The organism is Polynucleobacter sp. MWH-Creno-3A4 (assembly GCF_018881885.1).
GTDB lineage: Bacteria > Pseudomonadota > Gammaproteobacteria > Burkholderiales > Burkholderiaceae > Polynucleobacter.
In genome coordinates this window covers 811,844-828,957 of the sequence record NZ_JACXSA010000001.1, presented here as the reverse complement: position 1 = coordinate 828,957, position 17,114 = coordinate 811,844, and the positions used below count along the sequence as shown (strand labels likewise).

Annotated in this window: 18 protein-coding genes and 1 tRNA gene; 5 read left to right on the top strand and 14 right to left on the bottom strand. The window is 44.3% G+C overall.

The features are described from left to right. Window positions 1–7: 7 nt before the first annotated feature. The 7 genes from IEN92_RS04210 to petA form a co-directional block, all read right to left on the bottom strand. A complete protein-coding gene (locus tag IEN92_RS04210) occupies window positions 8–403 on the bottom strand; it encodes a hypothetical protein (RefSeq protein ID WP_216160844.1) in 396 nt (131 codons plus the stop codon). Between the two features lie 625 nt (window positions 404–1,028). After that, a tRNA-Thr gene (locus IEN92_RS04205) sits at window positions 1,029–1,104 on the bottom strand. Window positions 1,105–1,121: 17 nt separating this feature from the next. After that, the gene (locus IEN92_RS04200) at window positions 1,122–1,529 is read right to left on the bottom strand and encodes a ClpXP protease specificity-enhancing factor (protein ID WP_216160841.1); all 408 of its coding nucleotides are present in this window, start codon (window positions 1,527–1,529) and stop codon (window positions 1,122–1,124) included. A 28-nt stretch (window positions 1,530–1,557) separates the two neighbouring features. Next, window positions 1,558–2,169: a glutathione S-transferase N-terminal domain-containing protein gene (locus IEN92_RS04195; RefSeq protein WP_215374814.1), complete on the bottom strand. Its 612-nt coding sequence runs from the start codon at window positions 2,167–2,169 to the stop codon at window positions 1,558–1,560. A gap of 97 nt (window positions 2,170–2,266) precedes the next feature. Then, window positions 2,267–3,040 (bottom strand): cytochrome c1, encoded by a 774-nt coding sequence (locus IEN92_RS04190; protein WP_370623863.1) that lies wholly within the window; start codon window positions 3,038–3,040, stop codon window positions 2,267–2,269. A gap of 41 nt (window positions 3,041–3,081) precedes the next feature. Then, window positions 3,082–4,482, bottom strand: coding sequence for a cytochrome bc complex cytochrome b subunit (locus IEN92_RS04185; protein ID WP_216160832.1), 1,401 nt, complete (start codon window positions 4,480–4,482; stop codon window positions 3,082–3,084). A 10-nt stretch (window positions 4,483–4,492) separates the two neighbouring features. Continuing rightward, complete coding sequence (petA, locus tag IEN92_RS04180; protein WP_215374808.1) at window positions 4,493–5,095, bottom strand: ubiquinol-cytochrome c reductase iron-sulfur subunit; 603 nt, start codon at window positions 5,093–5,095, stop codon at window positions 4,493–4,495. A 137-nt stretch (window positions 5,096–5,232) separates the two neighbouring features. On the opposite strand from petA, the gene mscL reads away from it, so the two are divergent. Genes mscL through IEN92_RS04160 form a run of 4 tightly spaced genes read left to right on the top strand, consistent with a single transcriptional unit; the run spans window position 5,233 to window position 11,326 of the window. Beyond that, window positions 5,233–5,655 carry a large conductance mechanosensitive channel protein MscL gene (gene mscL / locus IEN92_RS04175; RefSeq protein ID WP_216160829.1) on the top strand — a complete coding sequence of 141 codons (423 nt, stop codon included), beginning with the start codon at window positions 5,233–5,235 and terminating at the stop codon, window positions 5,653–5,655. A gap of 46 nt (window positions 5,656–5,701) precedes the next feature. Next, entirely contained in the window at window positions 5,702–7,936 is a 2,235-nt protein-coding gene (locus tag IEN92_RS04170) for a glycosyltransferase family 41 protein (protein WP_216160826.1), read from the top strand. Between the two features lie 10 nt (window positions 7,937–7,946). Continuing rightward, window positions 7,947–9,125 (top strand): Do family serine endopeptidase, encoded by a 1,179-nt coding sequence (locus IEN92_RS04165; RefSeq protein WP_216160823.1) that lies wholly within the window; start codon window positions 7,947–7,949, stop codon window positions 9,123–9,125. Window positions 9,126–9,142: 17 nt separating this feature from the next. Next, the gene (locus IEN92_RS04160) at window positions 9,143–11,326 is read left to right on the top strand and encodes a tetratricopeptide repeat protein (protein WP_216160821.1); all 2,184 of its coding nucleotides are present in this window, start codon (window positions 9,143–9,145) and stop codon (window positions 11,324–11,326) included. Window positions 11,327–11,418: 92 nt separating this feature from the next. Here the strand turns inward: IEN92_RS04160 and IEN92_RS04155 are convergent, their stop codons facing one another. Then, the gene (locus tag IEN92_RS04155) at window positions 11,419–12,666 is read right to left on the bottom strand and encodes a porin (protein ID WP_216160818.1); all 1,248 of its coding nucleotides are present in this window, start codon (window positions 12,664–12,666) and stop codon (window positions 11,419–11,421) included. A gap of 209 nt (window positions 12,667–12,875) precedes the next feature. On the opposite strand from IEN92_RS04155, the gene IEN92_RS04150 reads away from it, so the two are divergent. Further along, window positions 12,876–14,336: a tetratricopeptide repeat protein gene (locus IEN92_RS04150; protein WP_216160816.1), complete on the top strand. Its 1,461-nt coding sequence runs from the start codon at window positions 12,876–12,878 to the stop codon at window positions 14,334–14,336. On the opposite strand, the gene tatC is transcribed toward IEN92_RS04150, so the two are convergent. From tatC to hisI, 6 genes are read right to left on the bottom strand one after another with little or no spacing between them, the layout of a single operon-like run. Next, a complete protein-coding gene (gene tatC, locus IEN92_RS04145) occupies window positions 14,333–15,106 on the bottom strand; it encodes a twin-arginine translocase subunit TatC (protein WP_216160812.1) in 774 nt (257 codons plus the stop codon). The genes IEN92_RS04150 and tatC overlap by 4 nt on opposite strands. A gap of 20 nt (window positions 15,107–15,126) precedes the next feature. Continuing rightward, window positions 15,127–15,603 (bottom strand): Sec-independent protein translocase protein TatB, encoded by a 477-nt coding sequence (gene tatB, locus IEN92_RS04140; RefSeq protein WP_215374790.1) that lies wholly within the window; start codon window positions 15,601–15,603, stop codon window positions 15,127–15,129. Window positions 15,604–15,653: 50 nt separating this feature from the next. Next, entirely contained in the window at window positions 15,654–15,875 is a 222-nt protein-coding gene (gene tatA, locus IEN92_RS04135; RefSeq protein WP_215374788.1) for a Sec-independent protein translocase subunit TatA, read from the bottom strand. A gap of 17 nt (window positions 15,876–15,892) precedes the next feature. After that, entirely contained in the window at window positions 15,893–16,249 is a 357-nt protein-coding gene (locus IEN92_RS04130; RefSeq protein WP_216160809.1) for a histidine triad nucleotide-binding protein, read from the bottom strand. A gap of 6 nt (window positions 16,250–16,255) precedes the next feature. Then, complete coding sequence (locus IEN92_RS04125; RefSeq protein ID WP_216160806.1) at window positions 16,256–16,657, bottom strand: phosphoribosyl-ATP diphosphatase; 402 nt, start codon at window positions 16,655–16,657, stop codon at window positions 16,256–16,258. A 28-nt stretch (window positions 16,658–16,685) separates the two neighbouring features. Continuing rightward, window positions 16,686–17,093, bottom strand: a complete 408-nt coding sequence (gene hisI, locus IEN92_RS04120; protein WP_216160804.1) for a phosphoribosyl-AMP cyclohydrolase — start codon at window positions 17,091–17,093, stop codon at window positions 16,686–16,688. Window positions 17,094–17,114: the final 21 nt, after the last annotated feature.

The following is a 17,114-nucleotide window of genomic DNA, read 5'->3' as shown; positions in this document are numbered from 1 at the left end:
AGTTTGATTAAAGTAATAGTGTACTTAGGGGGAAGCCGTAAAGAATAGCCCAATGGCTGCGAAGACCTGTGTATGGGTCAAGCATAATGTGTCTATTCGCCTCCAATCCATGATTGAAAACTGCCAATAAACCTCCAAGCCAGGTAAATTGGGCATGCCTCATTCCAATCAAATAATCGCACTCGCCGAGTAATGAGATATTTTTGCCTGCAGTAATGCTTTCCTGAAGAGCTAATGCGGGATTTTGGGCTACCATGCCCGCATTGAAATTATTGTATCTTTTTTCGAGCTCATCCCAGCGCACATCAACCCCAACCAATCCAGCCTGAATATGCTCAATAGCATTAGGGTCATCGCTGGATAAAAAAATTAATATTTTTTTCTGTGGGTATTTAAAAATCAAACTCCTGACCTGCTGCAAGTATGACTCAGTAGGAACGTAGGGGCACTCTGAATTTTTGTCTCCCCTACGGACATGTAAGCCAATACGAAAATCGTAAGAATCCCAGCAAAGGCGCTCTTTCAACAAATCAATTTCTTTTTGGAGGAATGCGCTAGGCGTCCCACAAATAGCTTGTGCTAGGACCGCGCACCACTGATGACGAGATAGTTCAATACAACTTTCTATTGGAGGCGCTGGGTATTGGTGATCAGCCTTGATTTTGGGCGATGCATTCCATGTATCCCTCATGAAATCCCATTCAATAATCTCTTGGTCCCTAGCCACTTCTATAGGTTGCTTTACTTGGATATCAAATATTTGCTCTATTAGATAAGGTGATTCGATCAAAAAAGAGTAATTTGCATCTAGTGCAAGAGAAATATTTAAACCTGTCATCAGCCTAGAGGTAATCGCACCAAAGCCGCCATGCTCAACACGATGAAATAATGTACTCCCACTCTTTAATTTGTTTGTAGCAAGGAGAGCTTGGAGATAATAATCCGGTGATTTCTGAGCAGCCATCATTCGAAATTATTATTAATTTTGGGGTGTTGGTTTTAACGCCCGTGTAGTGAGAGCTCATAAATGGTGCCCCTTGTCCGACTCGAACAGACCACCTACTGATTACAAATCAGTTGCTCTACCAGATGAGCTAAAGGGGCAACGGGATTATTTTAGCCTATTTCACAATCCTTAAGGAAGGTCTGCCGGCTTTGGGTTTTTCAGACTCCTGATCCCCAGAATCAGCAACGTGTAGATCCCTGGCTTTAGCTGGATCAAATGGGAAAGACATGCCCTGCCCATTCTCTCTGGCGTAAATAGCCAAGACATGGCTCACGGGCACCATAATCTTTCTAGGAACGCCCCCAAACCGGGCTTGAAAGCTAATCCAGTCATTTTCCATTTGCAGCTGGTGACATGCCTCTAGCGAGAGATTTAAAACAATCTCATCATTCTTCACAAACTCCATCGGCACCTCCACCCTAGAGTCCACAAAGACCGCAATAAAGGGGGTAAAACCAAAATCCGTGCACCACTGATGTAGAGCACGGATTAAGTAGGGTTTGTTGCTTGGAACGTCAGGCATGCCGACCATAATGAACCGCTAGAGTTGCTTAGCGGCGCATGACCTTTTCCGAAGGGGTCAATGCTTCGATATAGGCTGGTCTGCTGAAAATACGCTCAGCGTATTTCAAGAGCGCTGCAGCATTACGAGAAAGATCAATACCGTAGTGCTCAAGACGCCATAGCAATGGCGCAATGGCAACGTCTAGCATTGAGAACTCATCACCGAGCATGTACTTATTCTTCACAAAAATCGGCGCCAACTGTGTCAAGCGATCACGAATAGCTAAACGCGCTTTTTCATGATTCTTTTCTGCAGCCTTACCTTTTTCATTTTCCAATGAGGCGACGTGTACGAATAACTCTTTCTCAAAATTGAAGAGGAAGAGACGTGCGCGCGCACGGGCGACTGGATCAGGCGGCATCAACTGTGGATGAGGAAAACGCTCATCAATATATTCATTGATGATGTTTGATTCATACAAAATGAGATCGCGCTCAACCAAGATAGGCACTTGGCCATAAGGGTTCATCACCGAGATATCTTCTGGCTTATTAAACAAGTCAACATCGCGGATTTCAAAATCCATGCCTTTTTCAAAAAGCACCAAACGGCAGCGTTGCGAGAAGGGGCAGTTAGTACCCGAGTACAACACCATCATAAATATAGTTCCTTAAATTTCTACTTCAATACAACAAACGCACAACAGCGTTAAATCTTTTCACTCATGAGCCCCAATTCAGGACTCATGAACTACATTAGTGAATATCTTTCCAATAAGCTTTGTTCAAACGCCAAGCCAAGATCGTGAAGATCGCCAAGAACAGAAGCACGATCACGCCAAGACGCTTACGCTCCAACTGGACAGGCTCTGCCATCCAAGACATAAAAGCAACCAAGTCAGCGATGTTGTCGTCATATTCTTGGGGCTTCATCGTTCCAGGTGTTAATTGCTCAAAGCCAACAAACACCTTTTCCACTCTGCCTTCATCATGCGGATCTTTGTGCTCTTCAAACTTCGCAGCACGCTCACCCTGTAGCTGCCAAAGTACATGCGGCATACCTACGTTTGGATAAACCAAATTATTCCAACCCGTTTGAGTGGTGTCGTCTTTGTAGAAGGTACGGAAGTAGGTATACAGCCAATCCGTTCCACGCGCACGAGCCTCTACAGATAAGTCTGGAGGATTCTTACCAAACCATGCCTTAGCCTCCTTTGGAGACATTGAAATGGTCATCAAGTCACCCACCTTGGCATCAGTAAAAATCAGATTGTCTTTGATTTGCTGATCAGTTAGGCCGATATCGCGCAAGCGGTTGTAACGCATGCTAGAAGCTGCGTGGCAATTTAAGCAATAGTTCACAAAAATCTTTGCACCGTTTTGCAATGAAGCATTGTTGCTTACGCGGTTAGGTGCAGCGTCTAATGGAAAGCCGCCTTCATTTGCATTGGCATTCAGACTCAGACCAAGGGCGGCAACTAATACTGTTGCTTGGCAGATGCCCATCAAAGTTTGCAGAATTCGTTTCATACTAGTTCCTAATTTCTCTTCGCTGTTATCGCAGGCTTAAATTAATGGGACTTAAAGGTAACGCGTGTTGGAACTGGCTTGAATGTACCAAGCGTGCTCCAGAACGGCATTCCTAAGAAGAAGCCCAGATAGTAAATAGTGCAAACCTGAGAAATCTTTTCAAATACTGGTGATGGTGGCTGAATTCCCAAGTAACCCAAGATCACGAAGCTCACCACAAAGACGCCATAAATGTATTTATGGAAATCTGGGCGATAGCGAATGGATTTCACTGGGGAATGATCAAGCCATGGCAAGAAGAACATGATCACTACAGAACCACCCATGATCACAACACCCCAAAACTTAGCATCAAACAAATAGAAGCCGCCAGCTAAAGCCAAAGCGATTGCAGCACAAGCGCCCTTCACTTTGAGATCTTTGGTTTTCAAGGCAAACATCCCTAAAATCACTGCCAAGAAAATCCATAAGGGCAACAAGAAGTTTGAGGTGGTTGCACGCAACATAGAGTAGAACGGCGTGAAATACCATACTGGTGCAATGTGTGGAGGCGTTTGCAATGGGTTTGCAGGTACAAAGTTATTGGCTTCAAGGAAGTAGCCGCCCATCTCTGGAGCAAAGAACACGATGCAAGCAAAGACCATTAAAAATCCGCCCAAATACATCACGTCATGCACGCTGTAATAAGGATGAAAAGGAATGCCGTCTACTGGGTGTCCGTTTGCATCAAGGGTATCTTTGATCTCAACGCCATCAGGATTGTTGGAACCAACTTCATGCAAAGCAAGAATATGGGCTGCTACCAAACCAACCAATACCAGTGGAATCGCAATCACGTGGAATGCAAAGAAGCGGTTCAGAGTTGCATCACCCACAACATAATCACCACGCAACCAAAGGGATAGGTCTGGACCAATGAATGGGATTGCAGAGAACAAGTTCACAATTACTTGAGCGCCCCAGTAAGACATCTGACCCCATGGGAGCAAGTAACCGAAGAATGCCTCGCCCATTAAGCATAAGAAAATTGCGCAGCCGAAAATCCAAATGAGTTCACGTGGCTTGCGATATGAACCGTAGATCAAACCACGGAACATATGCATGTAAACCACCACGAAGAACATGGAAGCACCGGTGGAGTGCATATAGCGAATCACCCAGCCCCACGGCACTTCGCGCATGATGTACTCAACAGAGTCAAACGCCTTGGCAGCGTCAGGCTTGTAGTTCATGGTCAAGAAAATACCGGTAAATATCTGGTTTACCAACACAACAATCGCTAAGGCGCCAAAAATATAGAAGAAATTTAAATTCTTTGGTGCGTAATACTCACTCATATGCCGCTTGAAAGCTTCCGTTACCGGCAGGCGTGAGTCAACCCAAGCCATCAGCTTTTGAGCAGCAGAGGCGTCTGCTGGAACTTGTTTTTCGTGGAATGCCATCTATCTCTCCTTAGGCCTTCTTATCGTCGCCAACCAAAATCTTGGTATCGCTCAAATACATATGTGGCGGTACTTCAAGGTTATCTGGGGCTGGTTTGTTTTTATACACACGGCCGGCCATGTCAAAAGTAGAGCCATGACATGGGCAAAGGAAACCACCTGGCCAAGTATTTGGCAAAGATGGTTGTGGACCCGCTTCAAACTTCGCATTTGGTGAACAACCCAAGTGAGTGCAAATACCAACCACCACAAGGTATTCAGGCTTAATGGAGCGCCATTGGTTCTGAGCATATGGTGGTGTGAACTGAGCAGGATCACGCAATGAATCTGGATCAGCCAATTCGCTATCCAACTTAGAAAGTTCAGCAACTTGCTCTGGGGTGCGACGAATAACCCAAACAGGCTTACCGCGCCATTCAACTGTTCTCATCTCATCAGGCTGCATGCCAGTGATATCGATTTCGACTGCAGCACCAGCGGCTTTTGCACGCTCTGATGGCTCAAAACTATCAATAAAAGGGTAAAGGGCTGCTGCTGCACCTACACCACCTACTGCCGAAGTGGCGATCAACCAATTACGGCGATCCTTGTCCATGGAGGGCTTGTCACTCATTTACAAAATTCCTAAAAAGGGTATTTATGGGTGGAAATTGCTTAAAGATAGGATTTTAAAGTAAAAAGTGGGGTAAGCAAGAAAGTTATGGGGTTAATCTCGAGTTAATCAGGATCCAGATAGGAAGGGAAGGCTAAATGAGCGTTTTAAAGGAATTTCGGGACTTTGCCGTCAAGGGCAATGTCATTGATTTGGCGGTAGGCGTGATTATTGGCGGGGCCTTTGGGAAAATCGTGGATTCCCTGGTAAATGACATCGTGATGCCGGTGATTTCGACCCTTTTTGGGGGTCATATCGACTTTACAAACCTATTTATTGTCTTAGGTCACGTCCCAGAGGGAGTTCCCAGAACTTTTGACGCCCTCAAAAAGGCTGGGGTGCCGATTTTCGCCTATGGCAACTTCATCACCATTTCGATTAATTTCATCTTGCTGGCGTTTGTCATTTTTCAAATGGTCAAGGTCGTCAATAAAATTCGCATTATGGATGCCCCTCCTCCTCCTCCAACACCAGAAGATATTGTGTTGTTGCGTGAAATTCGGGATAGCCTAAAGAAGTGAGTTATTTCAACTTACAAATAAAAATTTAGCCTACAGGTAGCATTACTTGTCATCCCTAACAACTACTCAAGAAAAGACTCGAGCACAACTCATTTTTCAGGATGGGCTTGCACACTTTCAGCAAGGTAGATTGAAAGAAGCCGATGATTTGTTTTATCAAGCTCATCAACTCGATCGAAATAACGTAGGGGCACTTAACTTATTGGGTATTCGTGCGTATCAAAAAAATGAATTCTCAATTGCTCTCAATTTTTTAAATAGCGCTAATTTACTTGCACCACATTCTCCACACACCCTGAGCAATTTGAGCTTAGTGCACATTGCACTCTCACAATTTCAAGAGGCGCTTAATTTTTGCGATCTGGCGATTGAGCAAGACTCGAGCGTTCCAGAAGCCCACAATAATCGTGGCAATGCATTAAAGGGCTTAAAACGGAATCTGGAAGCACTTGATGAATATAAAAAGGCCATAGAATTGCGCCCAAATTATTCGGAAGCTTTGAGTAATACAGGGATAGTTTTGCTAGAAGAGGGTATGCCAGACCAGGCTATTCCCCTGTTAAAGCAAGCAACTCTTGTCAACCCCGATCTCGCGGAAGCTTTTAATAGCTTAGCTAATGCCCTTACTGATTTAGGCAACTACGAAGATGCCTTTTATAACTATGAGCGGGCCTTACAAATTAACCCAAATTATTTGGATGCCTGTTTAAATTTTGGCAACAGCCTTAAAAAAGGTAAGCAGTATCAAGGTGCCATTCATTGTTATGAGCATGCGCTCAAAATTAAGCCTGATCACTCGCAAACATTTTATTTATTAGGGGAGTTGTATTACGACATTGGCAACCCCTCTGTAGCAAAAGAGCATTACGCCAAGTCGCTTGTACTCGACCCTCAAAATATCGAAACAGCATATGGTCTAGCTATTGCTCAAATTCCCAAGATTTACAAAAACTCAAATGAAATAAACGCCTCTAGAGCTTCCTTTTCAAAGGAGTTAGATTTTTTAAAAACCTTCACTCCGACGAAAGACAGTCTAGAAATCACTTCAAAGTGCATCGCACGGCACCCTTTTTATCTCGCCTACCAAGAAGAAAATAATCGAGAACTGCTTACTCAATTTGGGAAGATTTGTACTCAACAAGCTCTGCCAATCCAAAAAAGTCTAGGCTCCATACAGGGAGAAACTCAATCTGGGAAAAAAATTCGAATTGGTATTGTTAGTAAATTCTTTTGCGATCATCCAGTTTGGTATGCCATTACTAAAGGATGGGTAAATCACCTCAATACCAATCAATTTGAGCTTCTCCTTTTTAATACTGGTGGCACCGAGGATGAGGAGACTGCACTTGCCAAATTAAAAGTTGCTCATTACTTCAATTGCGGCAAAGTGCTTGGACCTGCTGCGCAGCAAATCCTTGATGAACACTTAGATGTCATTTTGTACCCTGAAATTGGCATGGATACTACTTCCAAAGCGCTTGCATGCCTGCGCCTTGCCCCTCTACAACTTGCAAGCTGGGGTCATCCGGAAACGACGGGATTACCCAACATTGACTACTTCCTTTCATCCGAGCTGTTAGAGCCTCTTGAGGCAGAGAAGAATTACAGTGAAAAATTAATTCTGCTGCCCAACCTAGGAACCCATTTTGATCCCCCTCACGTAGAAATTACAGCCCCTAATTTCCTCGAACTAGATATTGATGAAACGTTGCCAATATTACTTTGCGCAGGCTCCCCTTCAAAATATTTACCAAGCTACGACAGCATTTTTGTTGAGATTGCAAAAAGGCTAGGTAAATGTCAATTTGTTTTCTTCTCGTTTGATGAAAACTTAAGCGTGGCGCTACAAGAGCGTCTTCGCAAAGCCTTTTTAGAAGCGCAGCTTAATGTAGATCAATTTATTCGCTTTATTCCGTTTCAAAAGAAAGAGGTATTTTTTGGACTTATGAAAAAAGCCGATATCTACTTGGATACGATTGGATTTTCTGGTTTTAATACTGCAATGCAGGCCCTTTTTTGTAATTTGCCAGTAATCACTATTGAAGGCCGGTGGATGCGTGGTCGCTTAGCAAGCGGAATACTCAATCAGATTGGGCCCTCCCAGTTAATTTGTAAAACAGAGGGTGCCTATATAAATCTGGCGGTGGAGATGATTCAGAATAAAGACTTACTCCAATCCTATAAGTCTGCAATCGCAGAACGTAAAATGGGCCTATTTAACGACCTCATTCCTATCAGAGCACTAGAAGATTTCTTGAGTCATCACACTCCAAAAAAATGATTGCCCTCAGATGAATTCTCAATTGCATAAGCACTGGCTCATTTTTTCGCAAGCAGTCACGATTCTATTGGCAGCCTTATTTATTGTTGTCACTCTTAAGCCCGAATGGATCGAAGAATCCAGAGTAAGCACCCTTACAGAAAATGCCACCTTTCGAGAGGTGGGTGGAGAAGGTCAATTAAACCCTCACTCCTATCATGATGCTGTAAGACGTTCAATGCCAGCAGTGGTGAACATTTTTACCAGCAAATCTCTTACAAAACCTAAGGCTCGCAAAGAGATCAAGCCTAGCCCCTCTGATCCTCTATCTCAATTCTTCTTTGGCGAACAGCCGCCCCAAGAGCAGTCCAATACAAGCTTAGGTTCTGGTGTTCTGGTTAGCCCCGAAGGTTACATCCTGACCAATCATCACGTCATCAGTGAGGCAGACAGTATTGAGGTAGCTCTAGCGGACGGCAGAAGGGTGAAAGCGCAGGTGATTGGAAGTGACCCAGAGACCGATATTGCAGTCTTAAAAATTGATGCCAAAAGTTTGCCAAACCCTATCAGTTTAGGCAAGGTCGAATCTGTTCGGGTGGGTGATGTGGTGTTGGCCATTGGCAACCCCTTTGGTGTTGGCCAAACTGTTACGTCCGGAATTGTTTCAGCTTTGGGTAGAGACCATGTAGGCATTAATACATTTGAAAATTTTATTCAAACGGATGCCGCTATTAACCCCGGCAATTCTGGTGGCGCCCTTGTCGATACTCGCGGAAATTTAATTGGTATTAATACTGCTATTTTTTCAAATAATGGTGGATCTATGGGCATTGGTTTTGCCATCCCCGTCAATCTTGCCAAGCAAGTGATGGAAGCCATCTTAAAAAATGGTTCAGTACTGCGTGGCTGGCTTGGAGTTGAGCCACAAAATCTTTCCAAGGAGTTGTCAGAATCCCTGAACCTTCCAGAAGCGACTAAAGGCGTTCTTATTGCTGGTGTCTTAAGCGGTGGACCAGCAGATCGTGCTGGCGTAAGGCCCGGTGATATTCTGATTGAGTTAAATGGCCGTAACGTATCCGATATAAGAGATCTATTGAATCAAGTGGCACAACTTTCTCCCGGCACTGAGGCTAGCTTACAGATTTTGAGAAAGGGTAAACCTATCTCACTAAAAACTACTATTAGTAAACGCCCACGACCGAATAATTAATGCTACAAAATTAAATTATGAATCCTAAAAATCAAATGCGTATCGGTGAGGCCGTTGGAGTGATACAAAGCGGTCAATTTTCAAAAGCAGAAAACCTTCTCAAAGAGGTTTTGCAAAGTGAGCCCTTAAATATCGCTGCATTGGAGATTTCTGGCCTAGTGAACGCAGCACAGGGAAAGCATGCTGAGGCAGCTAAGTATTTAAAACAAGCCGCCCAAATCAATCCCCATAATTTCTCCACGCAATATAACCTCGCCAAAGCATTAAGTGAGTGCAATGAACATCAAGCCTCCATCGCACATCATGAGCTTGCTATTAAGCTATCCCCCAACAACCCTGAAGCCTGGAATAACTATGGCAAAAGTCTTTCTAGCATTAAGCAATCTGATAGGGCCATAGAGGCATTTACTAAGGCGCTTGAAATAAACCAGCAGTACCCTGAGGCAATGCATAACCTAGGGTCTACTCTGGCTGAGTTAAAACAACACGATAAGGCTATTGAGGTCTTTGATAAACTGATTGCACTAATGCCAGATCGAGCAGAGGTTTGGAGCAATAAAGGTAAGGCTCTATATGAGCTTAAGCGCTACAGTGAAGCTAATGCTCACTACGAAAAGGCGATTTCTTTAAAACCAGATTTTGCTGATGCCTGGTTAAGCTGGGGAAATGTGTTTTGGGGTCTTAAACAATATGATGAAGCCATTTCTTGCACATTAAAAGCAATTGAGCTCAATCCTAATATCCCACTGTATTGGCATAACCTCGGGGTTAATTTCACAAGCCTAAGGCTTTATAAAGATGCCCTAAAGGCCTTTGACAAAGTTTTAAGCCTTGATCCTGACTTTCCTTACTTAATGGGAACTTGGCTACACACGAAAATGCTACTGGCTGACTGGTCAAACCTTGATCATGATTTGAATATCTTAAATACCAAAATTGAACAAGGTAAAGGTGTTGCAACCCCTTTTTCAATCCTCGGGCTATCCAACTCAGAAGCAATTAATCACCAGACTGCAAAGATACAAATTGAACATAAATACCCCTTCAACCCCTCACTTGGGCCAATACAACCGCGACAGAATCCTAAGATAAAGCTTGGTTACTTTTCAGCTGACTATAAAACTCATGCTGTAGCAGCGCTAATTGCCAATCTCATCGAGTCGCATGATCGCAATCATTTCGAGGTTATTGGGTTTTCTTATGGGGTAGCAGATCTAAAGGATCCCATGCGCGAAAGACTCTCAAAGGCATTTGATACGTTTATTGATGTGCAAGATAAGTCGGATTTGGAGATAGCTGCATTATCAAGAGAGCTTGGGGTTGATATCGCGATTGATTTAGGTGGCCATACTGCTGATGCCAGAACCGGTATATTCGCCTTCAGGGCGGCTTCGATTCAAGTCAATTACCTTGGCTACCCAGGAACAATGGGCGCCAACTACTATGACTACATCATCGCAGACAAAACCATCATCCCAGAAGCTAATGCACAATTTTTCACGGAAAAAGTAGCCTATCTTCCGCACACCTATCAGCCAAATGATAGAAAACGAGAGATTTCATCGAGGCAATTTACACGCTCTGAATTAGGGTTGCCGGAAGACAGCTTTATCTTCTGCTGTTTTAATAACAATTACAAAATTACTCCAATAACATTTGATAGTTGGTGTCGAATTTTGCATGCGGTTGAGAGCAGCGCATTATGGCTGCTTGAAGATAATCATACTGCTGCGCCAAATCTACAAAAAGAGTTTGCCGCCCGAGGAATTAATCCTGCTAGATTGGTCTTTGCGCCTCGCATAGATTCTGTAGAGCACCTAGCGCGTCACAGACTCGCCGACCTATTTATTGACACCCTGCCTTACAACGCACATACCACTGCTAGCGATGCACTATGGGCCGGACTACCAGTATTGACTTTGCTAGGTCATACCTTTCCAGGAAAGGTTGCAGCCAGCCTGCTACACGCAATCCGTCTTCCAGAGCTAGTTACCCACTCAACTAAAGAGTTTGAGGCATTGGCGATAGAACTCGGCAATCATCCAGAGAGGCTGAATTCAATCAAACAAAAGCTTGCTAGCAATCGCCTAACCAGCCCCCTGTTTGATATCGACTCTTTTACTAGAGATATTGAATGCATTTATCAAAAGATGCATCAACACCAGCAACGACACTTGGCTCCACAAACCTTCTCTGTTTGAAAATAATTTTAGGCAATAAAAAACCCGCCCTATTTCTAGGGCGGGTCAGTTTGATGCTTTTTTAATTCTAGCTAGCTTACGCTAGCATTGAATTAGAAAGTGTGACGCAAGCCAAGGGCGTATCCACTTGCACTGGAACTAACTGTAGTTGTTCCATATGAAGCAGTAGACTGAACTTGCTGACCATAGATAGCATACAAGTTTGTACGCTTGCTTAGGTAATAGTTAGAGCCCAACTGCCATGCATTGAAGTTAGCTGTTGGAGTAGTAGCACCCAATGCTGTGTAACGACCTAGACCAGCACTTGCCCAACCTTCAATTGTTGGAGTAATGTAGCTACGAACACCAATCTGCTCGCTTTGACGCTTCATGTAGTAGTTGGCATTTTGAGTTGCGCTTGCAGTACGTGAAACATACTGACCATAGGCTGTCAAGATACCAAAGTCATAAGTTGCGCCAATCAAGTACTGATTGTCTTGAACGTTCAAGCCGTTCTGTGTAAGTGTACCAACACCTGTGCTTGAGTTAACTCCAGAGGAAGGCTGAGCATTTACCCATGGGTTATTAACAGTTGTACCGGATGGAGTAGTTAAATTGCTTGTATAAGTTAGCTGCTTGAGTTGCTGAACAGCAGCACCAATGTAAAGCTTATGCCATGTGAAATCAGCACCTAAACCCCAACCGCTAGCATTGGTGTTACCGCCAGAAGAAGAAGAAAGAACTGTTGTGTTGCTGTTTGCTAGCGTGTAGATACCGCTTGCTGTAAAACCAGAGAAGCTGTCAGTTTTGAATGACAAAGTATTGGCAGTACGGTTGGTGTATGCAGCGTTGTAGTCTTGACCAGCGTTATCTTTTGCAAGAGTACCAGCTGAGTAAGTTACGTTACCAACAATGTTGTTGTTTTTACCTGGGTCAGTTACTGCACCGAGGTTAAAGATTGGGGTGTATTGCAAACCAACAGCTGCTTGGCCCAAACCATTTTTCTTCAAACCAACAAAAGACTGACGGTTTAACAAACCTTTGTTTGCGTTACCACTGTTGTCTTGATCTTCAGGATACATTTCAACTTCATAGGTGAAGAATGCGCTAGTACCGCCGCCTAAATCTTCGTTACCTTTGAAACCCAAACGTGAAGTTTGCTCAGCACCTTTGCCAGTAAAACCATTGGCTGTAGTTTGAGTACCGCCTCTGTTCATATATGCAGATGAATTAGAGTTCAACTTTGTGTTAGTACCTACATAACCAGCGTCAATGATGCCGTACACGGTTACGCTTGATTGAGCTTGGGCAGCACCAGCAAAAGCTGTTACTGCTGCAACTGCGAATAGCGATTTTTTCATTCTTCAAATCTCCAAAAATTAAAAGTAATGCCCAAATAAAAACTGGGACCTACGAATTTTGCTGGTTTTGCCCTTGCAGACTGGGGGTAAGAGTATTTAGGACCTCTTTTTGCTTGTCAAAAGGGAGTTTTTTGGTTTTCTTCGTTGTATCTCGGCAACAAGGGACAAGATTCCTGTCTTTTATGGCGTCTAGATGACAAAATTGTCACATGGCAAGCCGCGAATTCTTAAAAATCCTCAGTTCAGCCCGTTTAGGTGATGTATTAGCGCAACAAAAGCTAGCTGAGGCCTATTTAACAGGGGCGTATAAAACCCCGATTCAGCCTGCAAATGCACTCATTTGGCTCGAAAAATCCTATTTTTCCGTTACAAATCAAGAACTTAAAGATAAGCAGACTAGCTCAAATTCCACCACTGAGATTTTGACTCAAATCGCCCGCATTCCTCTGGCTCAAACTTTTCAGTCCCCTGCGTTTGGCTTCGGTTGGACTTCTTTTTGGCAGTTGGCTCACACAAAGGCCGAAACTCAACTCCATTTAGCTGCCAAGTGGCAGCTTGCTAACCTCTTGATCAACCCAGACCACCAAGAAATTCAAGCTCAACTCATGGAGTTTCTCAAAGGCAAAAATATTTCAAGCTCTCTTGAAGCAATTGCTGGACTGGATTTAAAAGGTCTGCAAAAAATTGCGAAACAATTTTTACAGGAGCTCGCTGAGACCGACTCTCCATTTACATCAGCAGCTAAAGAACTGCTCATCAAACTCCAACCGAAAAATGCAGCGCTATCGTCTTTATGGATCTCTTGGCTTGATGATAAAAATGAAGAGGCTTTGCTACAAGCTGCTGAGCTTGGACTCACCATGGCAAGATTGACCTTAGGACTTCGGCTTGCCCAATTAGATGGCGGGGATACTAAATCCAATGCCTCACTTAAGAAGGCGGCTTATTGGTTAGAGCTTGCAGCCAAAGATGGTGATCGTGATGCTTGGTATGCGCTTGGAGAAATTTATCGTCGCCCGCAGTTCTCTGGCTATAGTGCTGCGGAAAGCGATCGCTGCTTTGACCGAGCAGCTGACCTTGGCCATGCTGAAGCACAACTGCGCAAAGGCGCCAACCTTTGGCGTAAACGAGAAAAGTCTGATGAAAAAGTTCGCGGCTTGCAAGCCTCCTACTGGGTATGGCAAGCCCACCAGCAAGGCATTGCAGAAGCCAAAGAACTGCTCGGCAAAATTTTAGAAAGTTGTCCCGATCCCCAGAAAAATGATTGGCACGAGCTTGCACTTCAGGCAGAGCAAGCGATTAACCATCATGTTGAACACCAACTAGATGAAGATTGGCTGTTGTTGTGCCATCGCATTGTGATTGCCAATCAATTTCATTTCAGTAAGGCGGAGTTATTGCTCTGTGAAGTGGGTCAGCTACAACATGAGCACTGCGTTGTTGTGGATATTCGCTGGGAGTTACCTAAGATCTTACCGAGATTGATTCAGATCGAGACTATTCAGCAGCGTCGTGCTTTATTGGCTGCAGGCAAGGTGTTTGCCAGTTCTGATTTAGAAATCGAAGGTAACTTACGACAAAGACGTTATCGCTTTGATCGTGTTACTCATTGGCTAACGACTACCTTCGCCAAGGCGAATAAACATCAGACGAATACCGAGCTAGCTTAATTCTCCGAATTGACTTCTTCATCCGCAGGCTTAGGGGTATAGAAGCGCGCAACCAATAAGCCCAACTCATATAGCAAGGTCATTGGAACAGCTAACAGCAACTGAGAAAGCACATCGGGCGGAGTCACTACTGCCGATATCACAAAAGCGCCCACAATCACATAAGGGCGAATCTCTTTGAGTTTAGCCAAAGGCACAATTCCCATGCGCACTAGGACAACTACTACTACGGGCACTTCAAAAGTAATACCAAAAGCCAAGAAAGTGGTCATGGCAAAACTTAAATAGTTATCAATGTCAGTCGACATCTCGGCGCCCAAGGGAGCGTTATAACTTGCCATAAATTTAAATACGGTCGGAAATACCAAGAAATACGCAAATGCCATGCCGATGATGAATAAGGTGTAGCTGCTGACTACCAATGGCAAGATTAACTTGCGCTCATGTAGATACAAACCTGGGGCTATGAACGCCCACAACTGGTACATCACGATTGGGAGCGCAATAATGAAAGCAACCAGCATGGTGACTTTCATCGGCACAAAGAAAGAGCCGGTGACATCGGTCACGATCATCTTGCCGCCCGCAGGCAAAGCTTCCAATAAAGGCTGAGCAAATAAATGAAAAATATCTGGGGCCCAATAGACTAAGCCTATAAACACCACAATAATTGCCAGCGCTGCCTTAATGACACGATCGCGCAGCTCATATAAGTGCGACAGAAATGATTCTTGTAAACCAGAGTCTTCAGTTGAGTGGCTATCAGTCATGCAAGGGTCTTATTCTGCTTTTATTTATTAGTACTGTGATGAAAGCGCTTCATCCGAGCAGCGCCAGACTGCACGCGAGTACGCAGTCCTGTTGAGCGCTTAAACCACATTGGCCGAGCTGCGCGCCTCACGCCCCAGCTATTTCGGCCTTGGCGCTTGGATTTGCGTAGCACTTCTTTTTCGTCAAGTGGCGGTTTCTCAAAAGAAGTTTCAAAGATGTCCGCTTGATCACTCAGATTGGTGTTAGCTTCTTGAACAGTGGAATGAATACTGCTCTCCACTTCCTTTAGCGCCGCAGTACTTTCTTCACGGAATTTTTTGAGCTCATCAATCTCCATCTGGCGATTGACCTCAGACTTCACTTCAGCCATGTAGCGTTGTGCTCGGCCGAATAAATTACCAGCCATACGCGCCACTTTTGGCAAGCGTTCTGGACCTACAACAACTAAAGCAACCACTGCGATAAGCGCAAGTTTTGAAACTCCGAGATCAATCATTTAAACCAGTCTTCTGAAAACTGCATGAATTTCGATTGCGCTATCAATAATTATTTATTGAGGTCTTTGGCCTGCACATCAACGGTTTTATCGACTGTTGAAGCACCTTGTTGGATCTGCTCTTTTGGTTCTTCAGATGTTTTCATGCCATCTTTAAAACCTTTTACAGCGCCACCTAAATCTTGACCGATGTTGCGTAATTTCTTGGTACCAAATACCAACATCACGATGACCAAAACAATTAACCAGTGCCAAATGCTAAATGAGCCCATTTTTTAATCTCCTTGGATTATTTTTTCCAGGGGCGCGGACCGCCCATCACATGCAAATGCAGGTGATAAACCTCCTGCCCTCCATCCGCACCATTGTTCACCATCAATCTAAAGCCACCATCCTTGCCTGGACGGCAGCCCTGTTCTTTGGCAAGACGAGGTGCTAATTCCATCATTCTACCCAGCAAAGGGGCGTCTATGCTTTCTGCTGACTCCAGCATGGGAATATGTTTCTTGGGAATCATCAAAAAATGCACTGGTGCTGCTGGATTGATATCTTTAAAGGCATAGATCTCCTCATCCTCATAAACCTTATGTGAGGGGATCAAACCTTGTGAAATCTTGCAAAAGAGGCAGTTAGGATCGTGTGACATGCTAACTTACTCCTGACCAGATGCTTTTCTGGCGGCTTTTTCTTCTATTCCAGATGTTCCAAGGCGACGATCTAACTCCGCAATCACGTCTTCTGGGCGCAAATGAAATTGTGACAATGCAATCAGGCAATGAAACCAAAGATCGGCCATCTCGCCCACCAAGAGCTTTTGTTGCTCGGTGGCTAAATTTGTACTGCGGGCATCCTTGGCAGCCATCACCGCTTCAGTTGCCTCTTCACCAATCTTCTTCAAGATCCCATCGTCACCCTTAGAAAAGAGTAAAGCGGTATAAGAAGTTTTGGGATCGGCCTGCCCAGCTTTGAATGCATCGCGACGTTGATCCACCACATCCGCTAAATGCGCTAATGCAGAATCTAGATTGGTAGGCTTATTTGCAGAACTTGTCATGATGTGATTTTATGTCTTTTTAGAAAGTTCACTTCTGAGATTCATCTACCCAGGCAGATTTATTCGAATCCCATTGCAAAAAGAAACAGCTGTGTTCCCCGGTATGGCAAGCGATACCATCTTTTTGCTCAACAATCAGCAAAATCGTATCGCCATCACAATCTAAGCGAATCTCTTTTACCTTCTGAGTGTGGCCAGACTCCTCACCTTTATGCCACAGCTTTTGACGAGAGCGTGTCCAATAGACTACCTCACCCAGTTGCAAAGTCGCTAATAGGGCATCGCGATTCATCCAAGCCATCATCAAGATGTCCTTACTACCAAACTCTTGTGCGATCACCGGCACCAAGCCTTGCTCATTCCAGGCCACTGCATCTAGCCAAGCACCGGCTTGCAAAGATTGCATGGGGGTAAAAGTACTTTGTGGATTGCTCATAGATGAACTTTACAGCGAATC